Source organism: Faecalicatena sp. (assembly GCF_058819085.1).
The window spans coordinates 63,666-82,025 of sequence record NZ_JBZUUL010000025.1 but is presented as its reverse complement, the minus strand read 5'-3'; the positions used below and the strand labels follow the sequence as shown (position 1 = coordinate 82,025).

17 protein-coding genes are annotated in these 18,360 nt (G+C 45.5%); 6 read left to right on the top strand and 11 right to left on the bottom strand.

Annotated elements, in window-relative coordinates; translation table 11 throughout:
* Position 1: 1 nt before the first annotated feature.
* From AC4OGX_RS12890 to AC4OGX_RS12880, 3 genes are all read left to right on the top strand, one after another.
* The gene (locus tag AC4OGX_RS12890) at positions 2-1,165 is read left to right on the top strand and encodes an FtsX-like permease family protein (RefSeq protein WP_493330967.1); all 1,164 of its coding nucleotides are present in this window, start codon (positions 2-4) and stop codon (positions 1,163-1,165) included.
* Positions 1,166-1,320: 155 nt separating this feature from the next.
* Positions 1,321-1,953, top strand: coding sequence for a DUF4317 family protein (locus AC4OGX_RS12885; protein WP_493330966.1), 633 nt, complete (start codon positions 1,321-1,323; stop codon positions 1,951-1,953).
* A 2-nt stretch (positions 1,954-1,955) separates the two neighbouring features.
* Entirely contained in the window at positions 1,956-2,711 is a 756-nt protein-coding gene (locus AC4OGX_RS12880; protein ID WP_493330964.1) for a TraX family protein, read from the top strand.
* Here AC4OGX_RS12880 and AC4OGX_RS12875 read toward each other — a convergent pair.
* From AC4OGX_RS12875 to AC4OGX_RS12845, 7 genes are all read right to left on the bottom strand, one after another.
* A complete protein-coding gene (locus AC4OGX_RS12875; protein WP_493330963.1) occupies positions 2,697-4,685 on the bottom strand; it encodes a DUF4118 domain-containing protein in 1,989 nt (662 codons plus the stop codon). The genes AC4OGX_RS12880 and AC4OGX_RS12875 overlap by 15 nt on opposite strands.
* Positions 4,686-4,756: 71 nt before the next feature.
* Complete coding sequence (kdpC, locus tag AC4OGX_RS12870; RefSeq protein ID WP_493330962.1) at positions 4,757-5,401, bottom strand: potassium-transporting ATPase subunit KdpC; 645 nt, start codon at positions 5,399-5,401, stop codon at positions 4,757-4,759.
* Between the two features lie 11 nt (positions 5,402-5,412).
* A complete protein-coding gene (gene kdpB, locus AC4OGX_RS12865; protein WP_493330961.1) occupies positions 5,413-7,467 on the bottom strand; it encodes a potassium-transporting ATPase subunit KdpB in 2,055 nt (684 codons plus the stop codon).
* A 34-nt stretch (positions 7,468-7,501) separates the two neighbouring features.
* A complete protein-coding gene (locus AC4OGX_RS12860) occupies positions 7,502-9,244 on the bottom strand; it encodes a potassium-transporting ATPase subunit KdpA (RefSeq protein WP_493330960.1) in 1,743 nt (580 codons plus the stop codon).
* 191 nt (positions 9,245-9,435) lie between these two features.
* Complete coding sequence (locus AC4OGX_RS12855; protein ID WP_493330959.1) at positions 9,436-9,750, bottom strand: hypothetical protein; 315 nt, start codon at positions 9,748-9,750, stop codon at positions 9,436-9,438.
* Between the two features lie 248 nt (positions 9,751-9,998).
* Entirely contained in the window at positions 9,999-10,706 is a 708-nt protein-coding gene (locus AC4OGX_RS12850) for a response regulator transcription factor (protein WP_493330958.1), read from the bottom strand.
* Between the two features lie 4 nt (positions 10,707-10,710).
* Positions 10,711-12,201: an ATP-binding protein gene (locus AC4OGX_RS12845; RefSeq protein ID WP_493330956.1), complete on the bottom strand. Its 1,491-nt coding sequence runs from the start codon at positions 12,199-12,201 to the stop codon at positions 10,711-10,713.
* A gap of 351 nt (positions 12,202-12,552) precedes the next feature.
* On the opposite strand from AC4OGX_RS12845, the gene AC4OGX_RS12840 reads away from it, so the two are divergent.
* The 3 genes from AC4OGX_RS12840 to AC4OGX_RS12830 are packed head-to-tail and all read left to right on the top strand — an operon-like array spanning position 12,553 to position 14,365.
* Complete coding sequence (locus tag AC4OGX_RS12840; RefSeq protein ID WP_493330954.1) at positions 12,553-13,170, top strand: DUF2975 domain-containing protein; 618 nt, start codon at positions 12,553-12,555, stop codon at positions 13,168-13,170.
* A 47-nt stretch (positions 13,171-13,217) separates the two neighbouring features.
* Entirely contained in the window at positions 13,218-13,475 is a 258-nt protein-coding gene (locus AC4OGX_RS12835) for a helix-turn-helix domain-containing protein (protein ID WP_493330953.1), read from the top strand.
* Positions 13,476-13,516: 41 nt separating this feature from the next.
* Entirely contained in the window at positions 13,517-14,365 is an 849-nt protein-coding gene (locus AC4OGX_RS12830; protein WP_493330952.1) for a YaaA family protein, read from the top strand.
* Positions 14,366-14,497: 132 nt separating this feature from the next.
* Here AC4OGX_RS12830 and AC4OGX_RS12825 read toward each other — a convergent pair whose 3' ends face one another.
* The 4 genes from AC4OGX_RS12825 to AC4OGX_RS12810 all read right to left on the bottom strand — a co-directional run bounded on the left by AC4OGX_RS12825 (position 14,498) and on the right by AC4OGX_RS12810 (position 18,341).
* On the bottom strand, positions 14,498-15,196 hold the full coding sequence (locus AC4OGX_RS12825; RefSeq protein ID WP_493330951.1) for a D-lyxose/D-mannose family sugar isomerase: 699 nt from the start codon (positions 15,194-15,196) through the stop codon (positions 14,498-14,500).
* A 21-nt stretch (positions 15,197-15,217) separates the two neighbouring features.
* Positions 15,218-15,535, bottom strand: coding sequence for an L-rhamnose mutarotase (locus AC4OGX_RS12820; RefSeq protein WP_493330950.1), 318 nt, complete (start codon positions 15,533-15,535; stop codon positions 15,218-15,220).
* A gap of 76 nt (positions 15,536-15,611) precedes the next feature.
* Entirely contained in the window at positions 15,612-16,724 is a 1,113-nt protein-coding gene (locus AC4OGX_RS12815) for a sugar ABC transporter substrate-binding protein (protein WP_493330949.1), read from the bottom strand.
* Positions 16,725-16,835: 111 nt separating this feature from the next.
* Entirely contained in the window at positions 16,836-18,341 is a 1,506-nt protein-coding gene (locus AC4OGX_RS12810; RefSeq protein WP_493330948.1) for a sugar ABC transporter ATP-binding protein, read from the bottom strand.
* Positions 18,342-18,360: the final 19 nt, after the last annotated feature.

Here is an 18,360-nt window from a genome sequence, read left to right as displayed (position 1 = left end):
GATGGTAGTCGGAATCAAAGATGCCGCGAAGCTGATCGGGATATCGATCATGTCCTGCTGCGCAGTGCTTGTATGTACGATGTTTTTAAACTTCAATCTGGATATTGCCGGTATCAAAGACGGTATCACCTCTGAACAGGTGATGGCATTCTACAATGCCCAGGTCTCCAGCGGAAAGGTCGTCAGTCTGATCAGCGGGGGCTGCCTGCTCCTGACGTCAGTAATTATGCTGCTTTTCTATATCCGGCATTATATTGACACTCATAAAAAAGAGCTGGGCATACTAAAGGCTTTAGGGTATTCCAATTGGAAAACTGCGAAGAATTTCTGGGTATTTGGCGTCACTATCTTTTTCGGCACCGGGACCGGCTTCTGCGGCTCTTTTCTGATCATGCCGCTTTTCTACGAAATGCAGAATGAGGATAAAATCCTGCCGGAAATCACAATACATTTCCACCCGGAGCTGCTGCTATACCTGGTCATCCTGCCCACAGTCCTGTTTACCGCTCTTTCTGTCTGTTACGCCTGTCTTAAACTAAGAAAGCCCGTGTTGACCCTGTTGAAAGAAAATACACAGTCCTCATCCAAGGCTAAATCAAAAGCGAAAAAGGAGAAACACAAGGAACAGAAGGAATTTTCATTTTTAGAAGAACTGAGAAGAAACACACTCCGAAGCAAGAAAACTCTCACTTTCTTCATCCTCTTTGCCTCCTTCTGTTTCTCGGCAATGACGCAGATGTCCTTTGGCATGGAGGAGCTGGCAAGCGCCATGATGGGAGTGATGGTCCTGGTGATCGGCATCGTCCTGGCCTGCACAACACTTTTCCTTGCGATCACGACTGTAATAAACGGCAACACAAAGACCATTGCCATGATGCGTACATTCGGATACTCACAGAAGGACTGCTGTCAGTCTCTTCTCGGAGGATACCGCCTTATGGCTTATCTTGGCTTTGCCATCGGAACCGTATATCAATATGGCCTGATCCGGCTGATGGTTGATGTCGTATTCCGGGATATCCAGGACGTACCGAAATACGAATTTGATGTTCCCGCAATGCTCATATCCCTCGTATTTTTTATCCTCATTTATGAAGTCATCATGCACTGCTATTCTGAAAAAATAAAGAAGATCTCGGTGAAGGAAATCATGCTTGAATCTTAATGTTTCCTCTGGTCATTCAGATCATAATATGTTTTAATAAAAGGAGCATTCATGGACACCGTTCCATGAGTGCTCTCTATAATACCAGCTACATTGCGGCGCTTTCAAGCTGCATTTAAAACCGTTCATAATAATCAGGAGGATGAGACAACACGATGGGAAAGATCAACCGGGAAGACATGCTGGAACTGACCAGACGCATGACCTTCAAAAGAAATTGTTTCAGCAGGATCGCTGGCGCGTATATTGATGAAGAGGGATATATAGACGGAACCTTTAATACCCACTTTCTAAAATTATCCCCCGCAGACCAGACCACGAATCTGGCAAATGCCAAGGCGGTTCCTTTTTCGAACACAAATGTGAATCTAAAAGAATATCAATTTACAAAGGAATCCCAAAAACCCGGAGACCTTTGGCAGCTTTTGATGGGACTCAAGGCCTGTGAGTTAAAAAATGATGCTCTGCTTGATGTTTTTTACGAGTACGTCAGCGAGCGTTATCATTCTAAGAAGCCATACGCAGTTTACCTGTTTTTCGGAAGCTACGATGTCCCCCTCAAGGCAAAAGACAAGGAAGAGATGTGGGAATCTGAGGAGGTCTACCAGTTTATGATCTGCACGATCAGCCCCACCTACGGTGATTATCAGGTGGATGCCCCTGAATATGGTTTCCTTTTCCCGGCATTCAAGGACCGCAGCGGGGATGAGCATTGGATCAATATCTTCCATGCGGATGAGAACTGTACACATGACGTATTATTTGACGGAAAGCTTTTGGAGGTGTAAGCATGACGAATCTTGAAAACGGCCATTACAGATTTTTAAACCGTGATGTGATCAAATACATCGCCATGTTCACGATGCTGTTAAACCATATTGCCTCCGTAATTCTTGATCCGGATACCCCATTATACTTTCTGTTAACTGCCATCGGATATTTTACCGCGATCACAATGATCTATTTCTTAATAGAAGGTTATCATTACACACATTCCAAAAAGGTATATATCACGCGCCTCTTTCTCTTTGGCCTGATATCCGAGATTCCTTACTGCCTCGCTTTTACACAGGGCAGAACCATCCGGTTTGTCGGGTTGAACATGATCTTTACACTTTGTTTATGTTTTGCACTGGTTTGGATCAAAGAAAATATAGAAAGCAGCGGATTAAGAAGCTTTCTGTCCTTTGTGATCATTATTTTCAGTGTCATATGCGACTGGGGAATGTTAGCTCCTATTATCACGATCTTCTTCCTCCATGCAGGAGATTCCAGGAAGAAAATCAAAACAGCTTTTCTTAAATCAGTGCTTCTCTTTGGAGCCTATTACTTCCTGACCGGGCTTGCAATGCACCGCCCCCTGGCCTCAAATGTTATATTTACACTGCTGAGTATGCTGGGTATGGGACTGGCCGGGTTTTGCATTTTGTACCTCTATAATGGGAAGAGAATGGAATCAGGAAGAACCTTCTCGAAATGGTTTTTCTATCTCTTTTATCCGGTACACCTGTTGATCCTGGGACTGATCCGGCTATTTGTTCTGTAACTTGACCCCGGTCTCGTTGAGCATCGCGATCAACAGCCCGTATTTAAACTCCTGGATCTCTCTTTGTTCTTCTAGTACAATGCCGATCACGCCCTTCACATCGTCTTCCCCCTGAATGGGCAGATACATTGCTTTCGCCGTAGGCAGGGTGTGGGTGCACGCCCCTGCCCGGTGATGGTTTGCAACGACCCATTGTACGACTGCCTTTTCCTGCAGATTGACGGATTTCTTTAACTCCTCTTTTTCAATTCCCTTCCTTGGAAACAGCAGCGGCTCCTCTAATAAACCGTTTTCTTTTACCGGATAAACCAGTAAAGACAGATTCAGCAATTTTCCGGCCTGCACAGCAGTCTCATTCCATACCTCCCCATCTGACCTGCACCTTCTAAGCTTCTGGCTGTTTTCCAAAAGGATCTGGGTGCGGTATGCCTTTTTCGCATTTTCCCTGCTCTGCTGTTTCAGCTTCCGAGTCATCGTGGCTGCAAAAAGCCCTACAATAAACAGCATTACAAACGTGGTCGGATATCCCCGGTCATAAGCTTTTAAGGAAAAATAAGGCTTTGTGTAGAAGAAATTAAACGCCAGCACTCCCACTGCCGACGAGTATACTGCATAGATCCGATTGTCTGCAATATAGGAGGACAAAAGAACTCCAAGTATATAAATCATGATGATATTGGATTCCGGCAGATTGAGCCGCTTAAGGACATAGGCCCCAAACGTTGTAAGGATCATCACAGCAGTGATCTCAGACAGATCCTTAGCAGCCGCCCTCCAGTCACCTTTATGTTTCCGAAAAATCAGCTTTTTCTTATGCGGCTCTTCCCCTTTGATATCAGGGATCACATATACATCAATATTCGGTGCCATACAGCTTAATTTTCCCAGGATTTCCGTGCCCGGTTTTTCTAAGAAGAACCTGTGATTTGTCCTTCCGATGACTACTTTGGAAACATTGCTTATTACCGCATATTCCGCAATCTGCCGGCCCACATCTTCCCCGAATACGGTAACGATCGAGGCCCCCAGCGTTTTTGCCAGTTCGATATGATCCTTTAGGCGTTCCTTCGTCTGATTATCTGCCTCCTGCATTGCCAAAGTTTCCACATAAAGACCGGTAAACTGACAGCGAAAAGCATACGCCAGCCGGGAGGCCGCCCGGATGACCTTTGCGTTGGAAGAGGCCGCTGAGATACAGACCAGGATATGCTCCCCGGTGTGGTAATTCCGGTCTCCCCAGACACTGCGTTCCTCCTCTGCGATCCGTTTCACCCGTTCCGCCATCCTGCGGAGTGTGATTTCGCGGAGTGCAATGAGCTTCTCTCTTCTGAAAAAATGTTCCAGCGCCATGTCTGCCTGCGCTTTCTGATAGATCTTTCCCTCTTTCATCCGCTCGATCAGGCTCTCCGGCTCAATATCAATGATCTCCACCTGGTCAGCATGGTCGAACACACGGTCAGGAATCCGTTCCTTTACATCAATCCTGGTGATATTCCCCACCAGATCGTTTAAGCTTTCCAGGTGCTGAATATTCAATGTTGTGTAAACATTGATCCCTGCACGCAGAAGTTCATTCACATCCTGATACCGCTTTTCATTTCTGCTGCCCTTTACATTGGTGTGAGCCAGCTCATCCACCAGAATGAGCCGGGGATGCCTTTTTAGCGCCGCATCCAGGTCGAACTCCCGGAATCGGACTCCCTTATACTCAGATTCACAGAATGGGATCCTTTCTAATCCCTCGGTCAGCTTCTGGGTATCCGGGCGGTCATGGGGTTCGATATAGCCTGACACCACATCTATATTGTGCTTTTTTGCCTCATGCGCTGCCTCCAGCATCGTATATGTTTTACCGGAGCCTGCCGCATATCCCAGAAAAATCTTAAGCTTTCCCCGGGTCCGCCTGTCTTTCTGTTCCTCCTCATATTGAAGCCTTTTCAACAATATCTCCGAATCGGGTCTCTCCTTTTCCATCCAAATCCTCCTCACGCACCAAAGAGGACAGACAAAACATGCCTATCCTCCCGCAGTCTTCACAATGGTACCTATCGTGATCCCATCTCCTTCGCCACAGCGAGATTACATTTTAACACATTCACACGCTCTTCCCCGAAGATCCCGAACAGCTTGTGCTCCGTATTCTCTTCCACGATCTCCTTCACCCTTTCTTTGCTAAGACCAGAGTTCTCTGCTACGGTATTGATCTGTATTTCAGCAGCTTTCGGGCTGATATGGGGATCCAGCCCGGAACCCGAGGCTGTTAGGAGGTCGGAGGGGATCTCTTCCTTCTCCACATCCGGGTGAGATGCAAGAAATTCTTCCAAATCCGCTTCCATACGCTCCTTTAACGCCGGATTCGAATTCCCGTAGTTAAAGCTCCCAGATGAAACGCCGGCATATTCTCCATTTGCTTTCTGTTCTTTCGTATAAGTATTATAATTGACAGAAGAAACCCGGCCCCGAAAGAAATACTCAGCGGTAAAATCCTGCCCTACTAAGGCGGAGCCCACTGCCTCCTCCCGATCTGATGTGGGGCTGCCATCCTCATCGATCAGATTTCCATTGGCCTTGTCTTTCATCACCACCTGGCTGACTCCGGTCACAGCCAGCGGATAGGCAAAGGAACAAAGCGCCATCATAACTATGCAGAAAGCAATGGCTTTTCCTATTGATTTTATGAAATTTTTCATGTCTTCTCCTCCTAAATCCCAAGCAGGTGTAACATCGGAGCCACCGCCAGGTCAATCAGCTTAATTCCCACAAAGGGAACAATGACGCCGCCGGCTCCGTAGATACTCATATTTTTCAACAGCAGCTTTTCCGCCTTCATGGGACGGTACTTTACCCCTTTCATGGCGATCGGGATCAGGCAGGGGATGATCACTGCATTAAAGATCAGTGCGGAAAGGATCGCACTTGCAGGTGTTGCCAGATGCATGATGTTTAGAATCTGCATCTGCGGAAGTACCAGCGTAAACATGGCTGGCAGGATCGCAAAATATTTTGCGATATCATTAGCAATACTGAAAGTGGTCAAAGAACCTCTCGTGATCAACAGCTGTTTTCCAATCTCCACGACTTCCAGGATCTTTGTCGGATCCGAATCCAGGTCCACCATATTCGCGGCCTCTTTTGCAGCCTGGGTACCCGAATTCATAGCAAGCCCCACATCCGCCTGGGCCAGCGCCGGCGCGTCATTGGTACCGTCCCCGGTCATGGCAACCAGTTTTCCCTCTGCCTGCTCCTTTTTGATCGCCTGGATCTTATCCTCCGGTCTACATTCTGCAATAAATCCGTCCACTCCGGCCTCTTTTGCGATCGTAGCCGCTGTCAGTGGGTTATCACCGGTACACATGATCGTCTTGATCCCGATTTCCCGAAGCCTTGCGAAACGCTCTGCCAGTCCCGGCTTCACAGTATCTTTTAAATAGATCACTCCGTAGATCTGGCTGTTCACACATACCACCAGAGGCGTTCCGCCAAGGTGTGAGACCTCCGTTACGATAGCCTCCAGATCAGGAGGAATGCTGCCGCCAGCCTCTGCCACATAAGAGATAATTGCATCACCCGCACCTTTTCTGATGATGGTGCCATCCGGCAGGTCCACTCCGCTCATCTTACTCTGGGCTGTGAATTCGATAAACTGCATCGGTCCGGCCTGATCTAAGTCCAGCCGGCATCCCATCTGTCTGCCCAACTCCACGGTCGATTTTCCCTCCGGCGTTTCATCTGGTAAAGAGGACATGACTCCGTACCTGATCAATTCCTGTTTCTCGATCCCTTTTACCGGATAAAACTCCGCCGCAAGACGGTTTCCAAAGGTAATGGTCCCCGTTTTGTCCAGGATCATAGTATCCACGTCGCCGCAGGCCTCTACTGCCTTACCGGACATTGCGATCACATGAAAACGCGTCACACGGTCCATCCCTGCAATACCGATCGCGGAGAGAAGGCCGCCGATCGTGGTCGGGATCAGGCAGACCAGCAGTGCAATAGCCCAGGAGACCGGAATTTCCGTCCCCAGATAACCGGCAAATGGATATAAGGTGATCACAACGATTAAAAAAATCAATGTCAGCACGATCAGCAGCGTATTTAAGGCGATCTCATTCGGTGTCTTCTGTCTGGACGCCCCCTCGACAAGGGAGATCATCTTATCCAGAAATGACTTTCCAGGCTCCGCCGCGATCCTGATCTTCAGCCAGTCGGACACAACTGTAGTTCCACCCGTAACCGAAGAAAAATCTCCCCCTGCTTCCCGGGTGACCGGTGCAGATTCGCCTGTGATGGCGGATTCGTCTACCGATGCGATTCCCTCGATTACCTCCCCATCATTCGGGATCATTTCCCCTATTTTCACCAGAACAATGTCTCCCTTTTTTAGTTCTGATGCATTCACGATCTTTTCTTCTCCCTCACCAAACAGCAGCCTTGCCTTTGTATCCTGCTTTGTCTTTTTCAGAGAAGCAGCCTGTGCTTTCCCTCTCCCCTCTGCCACGGATTCTGCAAAGTTTGCAAACAATACCGTGATAAAAAGAACAACGGTTACGATTCCATTATAAACTCTGTACCCCTCACTTCCTCCAAACAGTGTGGGAAAAACTGTCAGGACCAGCGTCATAAAAAATCCGAATTCTACCACAAACATCACCGGATTTTTTATCATATATCTCGGATCTAACTTTTGAAAAGAGCCGATAATGGATGATCTCAGAATATCCCGGGTAATAAATTTTGTCTTTTCCTGCTTTGCCATGTCTTTTCACTCCTTTTCCTTCTATTCATCCAGCCTACATCCACAGCGACAGATGTTCTCCGATCGGCCCAAGCGCCAGTGCCGGGAAAAATGTCAATGCTGCAAATATATAAACGATAAATACAAGGATGATCATAAATGTGATATTATCTGTCCTCAAAGTGCCGGGGGACTCGTTTACCTTCCTCTTTGCCAAAAGTGAGCCTGCGACTGCAAGCTGAGCCGCGATCGCAATGTATCTTCCAAAAAACATTGCCAGGGCGGTCGTTATATTCCAGAATACACTGTTGTCCTTAAGGCCTTCAAAACCAGAGCCGTTATTTGCCGCGGAGGAAGCATACTCATATAATACCTGGCTTAATCCATGAAATCCGGGATTGGTAATCCCATCAAGTCCGGCCTGCATAGATACCGCAAGAGCTGAAAATCCCAGGATCAGAAGCGGATGGATCAGAATGACCACAGCCACCAGCTTCATTTCTTTTCCTTCGATCTTCTTGTTCAGGTATTCCGGCGTGCGCCCTACCATCAGACCGCAGATGAATACGGCAAGTATGACATACATGACCATATTCATCAGCCCGACGCCTTTACCGCCGAATACGCAGTTTAACATCATGTGCAGGAGCGGCACCATGCCGCCAAGCGGAGTCAGTGTGTCATGCATATTGTTAACAGTACCGGTCGTAAAGGATGTGGTCACCGTAGTAAATAAGGACGACTGCGCCACGCCGAACCGCACCTCTTTCCCTTCCATGCTCCCGGCACTCTGGTCGATTCCTAAGTCACTGATGATGGGATTCCCGGCCATCTCGGCATGATAACAAAGGGTAAGGCCGATAGCAAAAATAATTGCCATTGCTCCGAATACGACGGCTCCCTGTCGGCCCATCCACACTTTTTTATTTTTCAGTAATGAGGCAGTCATGCTCCCTATTGTCTCTGCCTTCTTTTCCCTATGCCTGTCTATGAGCATATGTCCAAAGGTAACAACACAGGCTCCGGGAAGCAGCATCATAGAGATCAGCTCCACGATATTGGAAATGATGGTCGGGTTTTCGAAAGGCGTGGTGGAATTTGCCCCGAAGAAGCCGCCTCCGTTCGTTCCCAGATGCTTGACCGCCTCTAACGCAGCCACAGGTCCCATTGCCAGGTCCTGCAATTTCCCTTCTATCGTATGTATTGTAAAGCTTTCACTCAGCGTCTGCGGTGTACCCTGGCTGACAAGGATCAGGGCCGCAAGGAAGGAAACCGGGATCAATATGCGTGTTGTGATCCGGACCATATCCCGGTAAAAGTTACCAAGCCTCTTTCCCGCAAGCCCCCGGCAGAACGCCATGCATGCCGCATAGCCGCTGGCCGCCGAGGTAAACATCATAAAGATGATGACGCACATCTGCCCTGCATAGGAAAGACCGTTTTCCCCTGAATAATGCTGCAGGTTTGTATTTGTCATAAAACTGATGATCGTATTATAAGAAAGAGCTGCTTCCATCCCCTCTATTCCATTCGGGTTTAAAAACAAAATATTTTGTATTCTTAAAATCACATAGCCCACAAATATCATCACTGCATTGGCTGTCAAAAGTGTCAGGACGTATTTTTTCCACCCCATGTTCTCACCTTGAATGCCGCAGATCTTATAAATCAGCTGATCTATGGGGTTAAAAACTTTATCCGCAAATGTTTTCTGTTCCGTGGCAATATGATACATGTATTTCCCCATCGGGATAACCAGTATCAGGAATATTGCCAGCGTAAAAATAATTTGTAACATATCTTCTCTCCCCATCCTCTATTTTTCTTTTGGTTCTATCTGTGATTCACAGAAATCTACAAACACTTTTACCAGTAAAAAACTGCCAAGCATAACCGCCAGCATAATCAGATCCATCATTTTTATCTTCCTCCACTCTTACTTACCATGTTCTGAAAAGATTCTTTGTATTTTATTGATCTTTTTTTAGATCACGATTCCTCCTTTATCTGACAGTCTTCATCTGTATATGCACATGTGCGCACCCCTGACGGAAACATTTCGCCAAACTGGTCCAGATTATACCGCGCCGGAACATAGGCCGGGTCAAGGCCGTAGGCAGCCCGGAAATGCTTCATCGCCAAAATGTGCTTATGCTCTTTTTCCAGTAAAATTCCCATCAGATTATGGGGAACTGCTGAATGAGGCATTTTCACCATAGACATCACAATCTCCCTTTCACATTCTGAATATTCCTGTCTTGCAATCAAGGCTCTGCATTTATTTTCTAATCTCTCTGACATCATGTTCTCCTCCCTTGTTTTCTTCTTGATGGCAGTATAAAACTTTCTCTGTGAGAATGGTGTGAGAATTCAGCTGTATCGTGTGAGAATCCTGTGAGAATCTAAGAAGGGTGTGGAAATTCTGTGAAAATCTGATTTCGGTATAAGAATGCTGTGAGAGTTCGGTTTTTAACTACATATCTGGTTTGATACCACGAAAAATGGAGGCAGATACCATCGTCTGATATCTGCCTCCATGTGCACTATTTTTTCTATTTTTCTTCCATTCTGTAGCCAACCCCTATTTCCGTCCGGATATATTCCGGCTTTGCAGGGTTCTTTTCGATCTTGCGCCGGATAGATGCCATAGCAGAACGCAGCACCTGGGTATCCTCTCCATATCCTTCTCCCCAGACCTTATGTAAAATATTCTGGTAAGTCAGGACCTTTCCCTGGTTCTGCATAAACAGAAGGAGAAGCTTAAACTCCAGTGGAGAGAGGTGGATTTTTGCATCGTCTTTGTAAGCGGCATGCTTCTTCGTATCCATGCGAAGACCGCCATTGACATAGACAGCCTCTTTCAGCTGCTCACTCTGCCCTGCCTGGCTGGCACGAAAATAATGCCGGAGTGCGACACGGATCCGGGCCATCAGCTCCGTTGCCGAAAACGGCTTTGTCAGGTAATCATCTGCCCCGTCATCTAAAGCTTCGGCCTTTTCCGAATCCTGGTCCCTCGCTGAAACTATAATGATCGGAACATCCGAACGCTCCCGTATCTTATGCAGCACCTCCATCCCGTCGATATCCGGCAGTCCCAGATCCAGCAGGATCAGGTCCGCCCCTTTTTGTATCAAAGAGCGGATCCCTTCGGTTCCGTTAACTGCCCCTTCCACAGAAAATCCTGCGTTTTCCAGGGTATATACCATAAAGTTCTGTATCTGTACATCGTCCTCAATGATCAATATTTTTTGTTTCGTCATCTCTTTATGCTCCTTCTTTCAATGGCAGGCTGAATATAAATTCTGCACCCCTGTGATCGGTGCGGTTATGTCCGCTTATCGTCCCGCCATGGGCCTTTATGACCGTTTCACATATAGCCAGCCCCAGACCGATCCCCTTTTTTATATCTGGGGAACGGGTCTTTGAAGTGTAAAACATCTGAAAAATATTTTCAATGTCACAGGGTGCGATCCCCTCCCCTTCATCTCGGACAGAGACAGTGACCTCTTTATCAGAATAGGAAATCATCACCTGGATTTCTTCCTCTGGTTTTGTATGCTTCACAGCATTATCTATCAGATTAGTCACGACCTGTTCGATCAATCTTGCATCCATGGGAACGAGGTGGAACTCCTCGGGAATTTTGACCTCGATCTCCCTGTCCGGGAATGCCTTTTCAATATGTGCCACGGCGCAGCCAACTATCTCCTCCATCGCCTCCGGCTCTTTCTGTATCAAGATCTCTCCATCCCTCAGTCTGGTCAGATTAAGCACATTTTCCACCAGCGATTTCAGCCAGTCTGCATCCTGATATATCCCCTGTATCAGCTCATACCGCCGGTCCTCCTTCCCGGTCATATCCATCAGCATTTCCGATGTTCCCATAATTCCCGAGAGCGGCGTTCTAAGGTCATGGGAAATAGACCGAAGAAGATTAGCCCGGTCCCGTTCCTTCTCGATCTTCTGCCTGTCCTGGATCTGCTCTGTCATAATCTCGATTCGCTCCAGGGCAAGAGAAACATTTTCAATGATTGCATGCAGCAGCCTGCTTTTTTGCTTTAGCTTCTCTTCCGAAATACAGCCGTCGATCCTTAGTACAGCCAGAAGCTTCCCCTGTCCTCTTATTGGATAATCATAGGTTCCTTCCTCTTTCCGGTATTCTATGTCTGAACTGCTGAACCTTTTTTGCAGCTGTTCCACGCTTTCCACATGTTGATGCAGTTGTTCCTCCCCGCGCTGCTTAAGATAGATCGTGCCGCTTCTCCCTATATAAATGCATCCTGTATCCACTGAAAGCATCCTGCTTACATTTTTAATAGTCACTTTTAAAATACTTTCGATATCAGATGCATCCGAAAGGCTGTTTGCAAGCAGATAAAGCATCTGGTTCTCTTTTCCCTTTTCCATGGCTTCCTGGGTAGAGATTTTTTCCTTGGTAGTCAGTGCGCTCGTGATCAGTGCGGTGATAAGCATGATCAAAAAAGTCACCAGATAGCTGGAATCATACACCGAAAGCGTATAATAGGGTGCTGAAAAAAAGTAGTTGAAGCTCAGCAGCGAAAAAATGGAGGATGCGATGCCATAATAATACCCATATGTAAATCTTGAAACCAATAGTACATTTAAAATATAGATGACAACGATATTCGTTTCCTGGAATCCTAACCTTGTGAAAACTTTCCCCAGTATGGTCGCCCCCGCGGCCATAGCCAATACTTTACCGCAGTCTAACAGTGTCTCTTTTGCGTTATTCATGATTCTCCTCTTGACTGAATGTCCTGTATCCCTATCGCATACATTAATCTGCGGCTTGCCGCTGACCCGCCCGAAGGGCATGTATTACGGGATGCCCTTTGGATATAGTTTTTTGTTATGGTTATTCTATCACATTATTGTGGATTGTCCATTCTTTTCATTTCACCAAAATCAGGAATGACTAAATCATGCAACCTCAATGGCGGGAATTATCGTTTATCATTAAATTTTTATTGACTTTCTTTAAATAGATGCATATACTTTAATTAACAACGAAAGAATCATAACAATAGCAACTATGCATCTTAACCCCGTCCATTTACCTTTTGGGTAAAAGAAAGGAGAACGAAAATGAATGAAGAAGTGATTACCTCCCCTAAAATCCCAAGGCGTTTCCGAATTACGAAAATCTTTCTCTATATTGTCCTGATTGCCGCTTTTTGCAAAACGCTAAGAGGAATTACAGGTACTGTTTACTGTATTGTCTCCCCGGAATCCTCCTTTCATGTCACCCTCACAGATTCCGGGCGCTGTTACATGAAACACGGTCTTGGATTTGACCGCGTTCCCCTTGAATATTTAGCACTGTCTGAGGACGATTTTCCGATTGAAAATGAGAGATTATTTATTGGATCTTTTCATCTGCTGATTACATTAACAGACTTCCTGCCAGTATTCCTTATATTGATTCAGGCCTGCAGGCTTTTAAAAGCGATCTCTTCATCATACACGCCTTTTACAGAGAAAACCACAAAGCTGATCCACAGTATCGGTATCATTATGCTTTTGAAAGGCGCCCTTGGAAAATTAATCTTACAGGTACTTATGACTCGGATCAACTTTCACCGGCTGGGATTCGTAAACCCTTATGATTTGAACTGGATTGTAACCGGACTTTTGGTGCTGATACTTTCAGATGTCTTTTACAAAGGCTGCCTGCTCCAACAGGATGCAGATGAAACCTTATAAGAGACTATGTTAAAATCAAGTGACTCTACCCTATCAGGAGGCCCACTATGGCAATTATATTGAGATTAGACCGGGTCATGGCTGACCGGAAGATTTCTTTGAAGGAACTCGCCGTCAAGGTGAGAATCACGAATGTGAACCTTTCCAACTTAAAGACTGGAAAGGTGAAGGCCATCCGTTTTTCTACCCTGGATGCGATCTGCAAGGAGCTGAACTGCCAGCCCGGTGATATTTTGGAATATGTTGATGATTCAGAGAAAGCTACTCTGAGTGATACTGAAGAAAGCGATACTTTAGAAGAATAAGCATTTAGAACAGCAGTCCCACATAACAGAAAGGAACACTTATGATAAAGATAATAATTTCCCCTGCCAAAAAGATGAATGTGATTGATGAATATGACTGTGAGCTCACCCATCCGGTCTTTATGGAAGAAACCAGGTTGCTGCACACTCTTTTAAATTCCATGTCCCGTGAGGAACTAAAAAAATTATGGCAGTGCAGTGACAAGCTTACGAATCAGAATTATGACCGTCTTCACTCTTATGAGCTTGAAAAGAATCTCACCCCGGCGCTGATTGCTTATGAGGGAATCCAGTATCAGTATATGGCTCCCCATATTTTTGCAGACAGCGAATGGAATTATGTTTCAGAACATCTGCGTATTCTCTCTGGCTTCTACGGCATCCTAAGGCCTACGGACGGTGTGATTCCTTATCGGCTGGAGATGCAGGCTAAGTTGAGGACAGAAGGTGCAAAAGACCTTTATCAGTTCTGGGGGGACAGGCTTTATCAGGAATTGTGCAGGCAGAGTGACGGGGTCTGCGCAGACAGCGGATCTGTAGATGCCAATGGTAAAACTTTTGCTGCAAACTGCCTCTGTGAAGATCACAGCATGAAGAAGGAAATCCAGATCCTCAACCTGGCTTCCGCAGAATACAGTAAGACCATCCTTCCATATATCCAGGCCCCTGTATCGTGCGTCACCTGTATTTTCGGTGAACTGGTTAACGGAAAGGTAAAAATGAAAGGGACTCAGGCAAAAATGGCACGCGGAGAGATGGTCCGGTGGATAGCAGAAAATCAGATCGAGAAGATGGAAGAGATCCGGTTCTTCGACCGTTTAGATTATACATACTCAGAGGATTTTTCTACAGAATCAGAATATGTTTTTTTAAGAACTGATACAAATTGACCGATCCCCCCGGATCGTGTAATGCATACACCAGAAGAATGGCGGCTTTGATCTTCCCAAGCCGCCATTCTTTATTTCTTCATACACGCCTCATACTGCTTCACACTATTGCCCGGTGAATCACAACCTGCATTATTTGGACCTTATCGCATCATATTCATTACAAAGCGGATGTAATATCGGCTCATCTTCAATAATGTCTGAGAACCGTTTCTGCTCTTCTGCAAATACATTATCAAGATTATCATCATTTATTTTTGAAACTTCCCCGGCAACCAGATTTCCTGCGCCCTTTTTAGCCCCAAAGCGATGATATAATCCCGGAGTAAGTGTGATACTGTTACCTGGCAGGATCTCCACGATTTCCCCGGCTTTTACCGTATGGCAGATTCCATCCATATATACGTCTACGCTCTCTGACTCATAATCTATCTTCCCATCGGCTGTGGAATTATAAAGTTCTATCTCCATGATCCCGTTTCCCCGGTTAATAATATCTTCTGTCTTGTTATTATGAAAATGATATGGGATCACCTGTTTCTCATCATCCATAAATACAATGACTTTTTCGCAATAAGGTACACCTGCCTTTTCATTGTACAGGTTCCCGTTCCGCATGGTAAATAATACTGCACCTACATGTGCAAAATCCCCGGTTCCAAAATCTGTCACATCCCAGCCCAGCATCACCTCCTTCATGTTGTCTATTTTATCCCTGTTTGCATTCCACTGTTCTGGTCCCCATTCTGAGAAATATGGAAGCTTAAAATTAATTGCCTCCATGGCCGCTTTCGCTTGTTTTATTGCATTATTTATTTCGGATCTTTTCACGTCTTATGTCTCCCTTTCTGCCTATTCCTGATAAAAGATTTCGTCCATGACACTCCACAGTTCATCTTCCCGCGCACCCGCCACAGGTTCCTGACACTGATCAGTTTCCCGCAGCCATTCAGCCGTCAGCATATCTAATTTCTGCATGTCCTCTTGATATGAATCGCCGATATACTCAAAATAAGAAAATAGTAGTTCCCCTTTTAAATATATGGAAAAGTTTCTGATACCGCAGTCATTGATCGACTTTGTCACCTCTGGCCAGGGATTCGCATGAAGCTTAATATACCGTTCCTTCATTTGTGGTTTTAATTTTACGATTCTTCCGACGCGCTTCATTCTGCACCTTCTTTATCTGTTTTTTTGTTTAATCCGTCTTGACCGCTTTAACTATGACCGTTTTACACTGTAACTCCTATTTAGCCGGTGCTTCAAATTTGTCCGTCCAGGTCTTTGCGATTTCCATTGTAGCTTCCTTCTGAGTCTCTTCCACTTTATCAACATTCTCAGAAGTAATATAGAAGGAACCTGAATCCACAAGGAAATCTTCACTGTCTTTATAGGTCCATCCGTCTGTAAGCATTTTCAGTGTCACTGTTGCAAGATATGCCTGTCCCCAAGGATTCTGTGACATTGTACCGTCCAGTGCACCGCTCCTGATCCCTTCCAGGACTGCTTCATCTGTATCACATCCAATTGCATGAATATCGCTGTATTTTTCATCTGAAAGAATACTTGCCAAGGCAACTGATGGATAGTAGCATGTACTGATAAATCCATTGATCTGATCGCCTTTTGCCGCCAGAATATTCTCTACTGCTGTTACAGAAGCTTCTGATTCATCGATATCTCCGATGATCTGAACCAGGTTAACATCTGGATATTCACTGCACGCATCCTTGATAGCCTGCATTCTGGACTGTGTATTCGTGTCTGTTACTGCGCCGCACAAACCTACTACGCCGCCTTTTCCCCCCATCGCCTCGATCAGGTTTTTTGTACCATCATAAGATGCCTGGTATACATCTGTTGCAAGTGTGAGTGTTGCCTGTGAAGGGGTATCAGGTGAGCCTCCTACACAGACAACCGGCACGTCTGAACCAACCATCTTTGAGATCTGCTCATTTCCTGCAACGGGATCTGATGTCATCATATAGATTCCTTTTAATCCTTTTGCGATCAGTCCGTCCAGAATCGTATTCTGGTCATTTTGAATCCAGTCTTTCGGTGCATCAAACTGCGTTTCAGGGATTCCCAGCTCTTTCGCTGCCTCATTTGCTGCTCCCTGCATAGGGTCACTATAAGAGTTGATCGCGCCAAACACACCGCCAAAAGAATAATCCTTCTCTGATTTTCCGTCTGCCGGGCCATAAGCCACGACATCTTTCCATACACTTTTTTCATATTCTGCTGACGGACCTGCTGAATCCGTACTGCTGTCTTCACTGCTTCCGCCGCCTGCGCACCCCGTTACAAGTGAAACTGTCATTGCCATACATAAGAGCATACTGATTAATTTCTTTTTCATATCCATTTTCCTCCTATATTTTACCTTTCATAGTTTTCATTGAGACATTTATGCCAAATGGTAGAATACGGCCGTTCCTTCTTCCCATTTATGCCTAAATCACTAAAGAGCCTATAACAAAATGCTTCCCATGACTTTTGTACTCATGCTTCCATAATCTTTATTATTCTCAAGCTCCCCTTTTATTTCATTATCTTTAAATACAATGATCCTGTCTGCCAGCTGTACCAGCTCTCCCATATCAGAAGAAATCACTATGACAGAAATTCCCTGATTAGAAAGTTCATAGATCAGTGTATGGATCTCACCCTTTGTATTTACATCAATTCCAACCGTAGGTTCATCGATTATCATGATCTCTGGGTTCACACAAAGCCCCTTTGCGATACAGATTTTCTGCTGATTACCTCCGCTTAAGCTGGCTGTCTCCACAAAAATGTCCTTTGCTTTAATACTGAGTGACTTTTTGTACTTCTCTGTAATTTCGTCCTGTTTCTTATAAGAAATAAATCCGCTTTTGCTGCTGATCTCTTTTAAAGCGATAATTCCGATATTGTCGGTAATACTATGCTGGAGAAAGAGACCTTCCTCCTTCCTGTTCTCAGAAATATAGCAGATTTTATGCTTTTGAAAAGCCTCCTCATAGCTTCCTATTTTTACTTCATGGCCTCTGACCTTTAATGTTCCGTTCCTGACAGGATCGATTCCGATGATCTCTCTTGCAAACTCAGTTCTTCCGGCTCCTACGAGACCGTACCAGCCCAGAATCTCTCCCTTTTTCAGATGGAAGGATTTAGGGATCGTATTCTTTTTACTGCTGATCTTGTCCGCCTCAAGTACAACAGAGGCAGACGTAAAATCTCTTTTCGCATAAGTCTCTATCACATGTTTTCTCCCAACCATGAGCTCGATCAGCTTATCTTTATCCAGAGAGGCTGCCGGCAGGGTCGGGCCCACATTTTTTCCATCCCGGATTACGGTAATGCTGTCTGCGATTTCGAAAATTTCTTCCAGCTTATGGCTGATATAAATAATTGAGACGCCTTCTTCACGCAGCTGTTTTACTGTTTTCAGAAGGTTTTCTGCCTCTGTCAGAGAAATAGAAGCGGTGGGTTCATCTAAGAGCAGGACCTTAGAATCCAAACACATTGCCCTTGCGATCTCCAGCATCTGCTTTTTCCCGGATGTAAGCTCTTCGATTCCCTGTCCAGGGTCCAGATCCAGCCCTACCCTCTTCATGGCCTCCACTGCTTTCTTCTTCATTGCCTCTTTATCAACCAGTTTTGATCTTCCGGTTGATACATCCATAAAGCATATATTCTCAGCAACATTAAATGTATCGATCAGATTTCTTTCCTGATGCACCACGCCGATCCCCAGATCAAAGGCTTTACCGGGATTCGTTATCTTTTCCGGCATACCGCCTACTTTGACCTGCCCCTTTGTAGGTTCAAACACACCGGAAATAATATTGATCAGCGTGGATTTACCTGCACCATTTTCTCCCACCAGTGCATGGATCTCACCTTTTCTTATTTTAAAGGACACATCGTCCAATGCTTTTACACCAGGAAAAATCTTGGTGATATTCTCTAATTCTAATATGTATTCAGACATCTTTTCTCACCTTATCCTT

Bases quoted from the DNA above. Each gene is read 5' to 3' on its own strand.
- AC4OGX_RS12820 (WP_493330950.1), bottom strand. From the start codon at position 15,535: ATGAAGCGCGTCGGAAGAATCGTAAAATTAAAACCACAAATGAAGGAA.
- AC4OGX_RS12845 (WP_493330956.1), bottom strand. From the start codon at position 12,201: ATGAATAACGCAAAAGAGACACTGTTAGACTGCGGTAAAGTATTGGCT.
- AC4OGX_RS12810 (WP_493330948.1), bottom strand. From the start codon at position 18,341: ATGTCTGAATACATATTAGAATTAGAGAATATCACCAAGATTTTTCCT.
- AC4OGX_RS12835 (WP_493330953.1), top strand. From the start codon at position 13,218: ATGGCAATTATATTGAGATTAGACCGGGTCATGGCTGACCGGAAGATT.
- AC4OGX_RS12855 (WP_493330959.1), bottom strand. From the start codon at position 9,750: ATGATGTCAGAGAGATTAGAAAATAAATGCAGAGCCTTGATTGCAAGA.
- AC4OGX_RS12850 (WP_493330958.1), bottom strand. From the start codon at position 10,706: ATGACGAAACAAAAAATATTGATCATTGAGGACGATGTACAGATACAG.
- AC4OGX_RS12840 (WP_493330954.1), top strand. From the start codon at position 12,553: ATGAATGAAGAAGTGATTACCTCCCCTAAAATCCCAAGGCGTTTCCGA.
- AC4OGX_RS12830 (WP_493330952.1), top strand. From the start codon at position 13,517: ATGATAAAGATAATAATTTCCCCTGCCAAAAAGATGAATGTGATTGAT.
- AC4OGX_RS12860 (WP_493330960.1), bottom strand. From the start codon at position 9,244: ATGTTACAAATTATTTTTACGCTGGCAATATTCCTGATACTGGTTATC.
- AC4OGX_RS12815 (WP_493330949.1), bottom strand. From the start codon at position 16,724: ATGAAAAAGAAATTAATCAGTATGCTCTTATGTATGGCAATGACAGTT.
- kdpC (WP_493330962.1), bottom strand. From the start codon at position 5,401: ATGAAAAATTTCATAAAATCAATAGGAAAAGCCATTGCTTTCTGCATA.
- AC4OGX_RS12885 (WP_493330966.1), top strand. From the start codon at position 1,321: ATGGGAAAGATCAACCGGGAAGACATGCTGGAACTGACCAGACGCATG.
- AC4OGX_RS12875 (WP_493330963.1), bottom strand. From the start codon at position 4,685: ATGGAAAAGGAGAGACCCGATTCGGAGATATTGTTGAAAAGGCTTCAA.
- AC4OGX_RS12880 (WP_493330964.1), top strand. From the start codon at position 1,956: ATGACGAATCTTGAAAACGGCCATTACAGATTTTTAAACCGTGATGTG.
- kdpB (WP_493330961.1), bottom strand. From the start codon at position 7,467: ATGGCAAAGCAGGAAAAGACAAAATTTATTACCCGGGATATTCTGAGA.
- AC4OGX_RS12890 (WP_493330967.1), top strand. From the start codon at position 2: ATGGTAGTCGGAATCAAAGATGCCGCGAAGCTGATCGGGATATCGATC.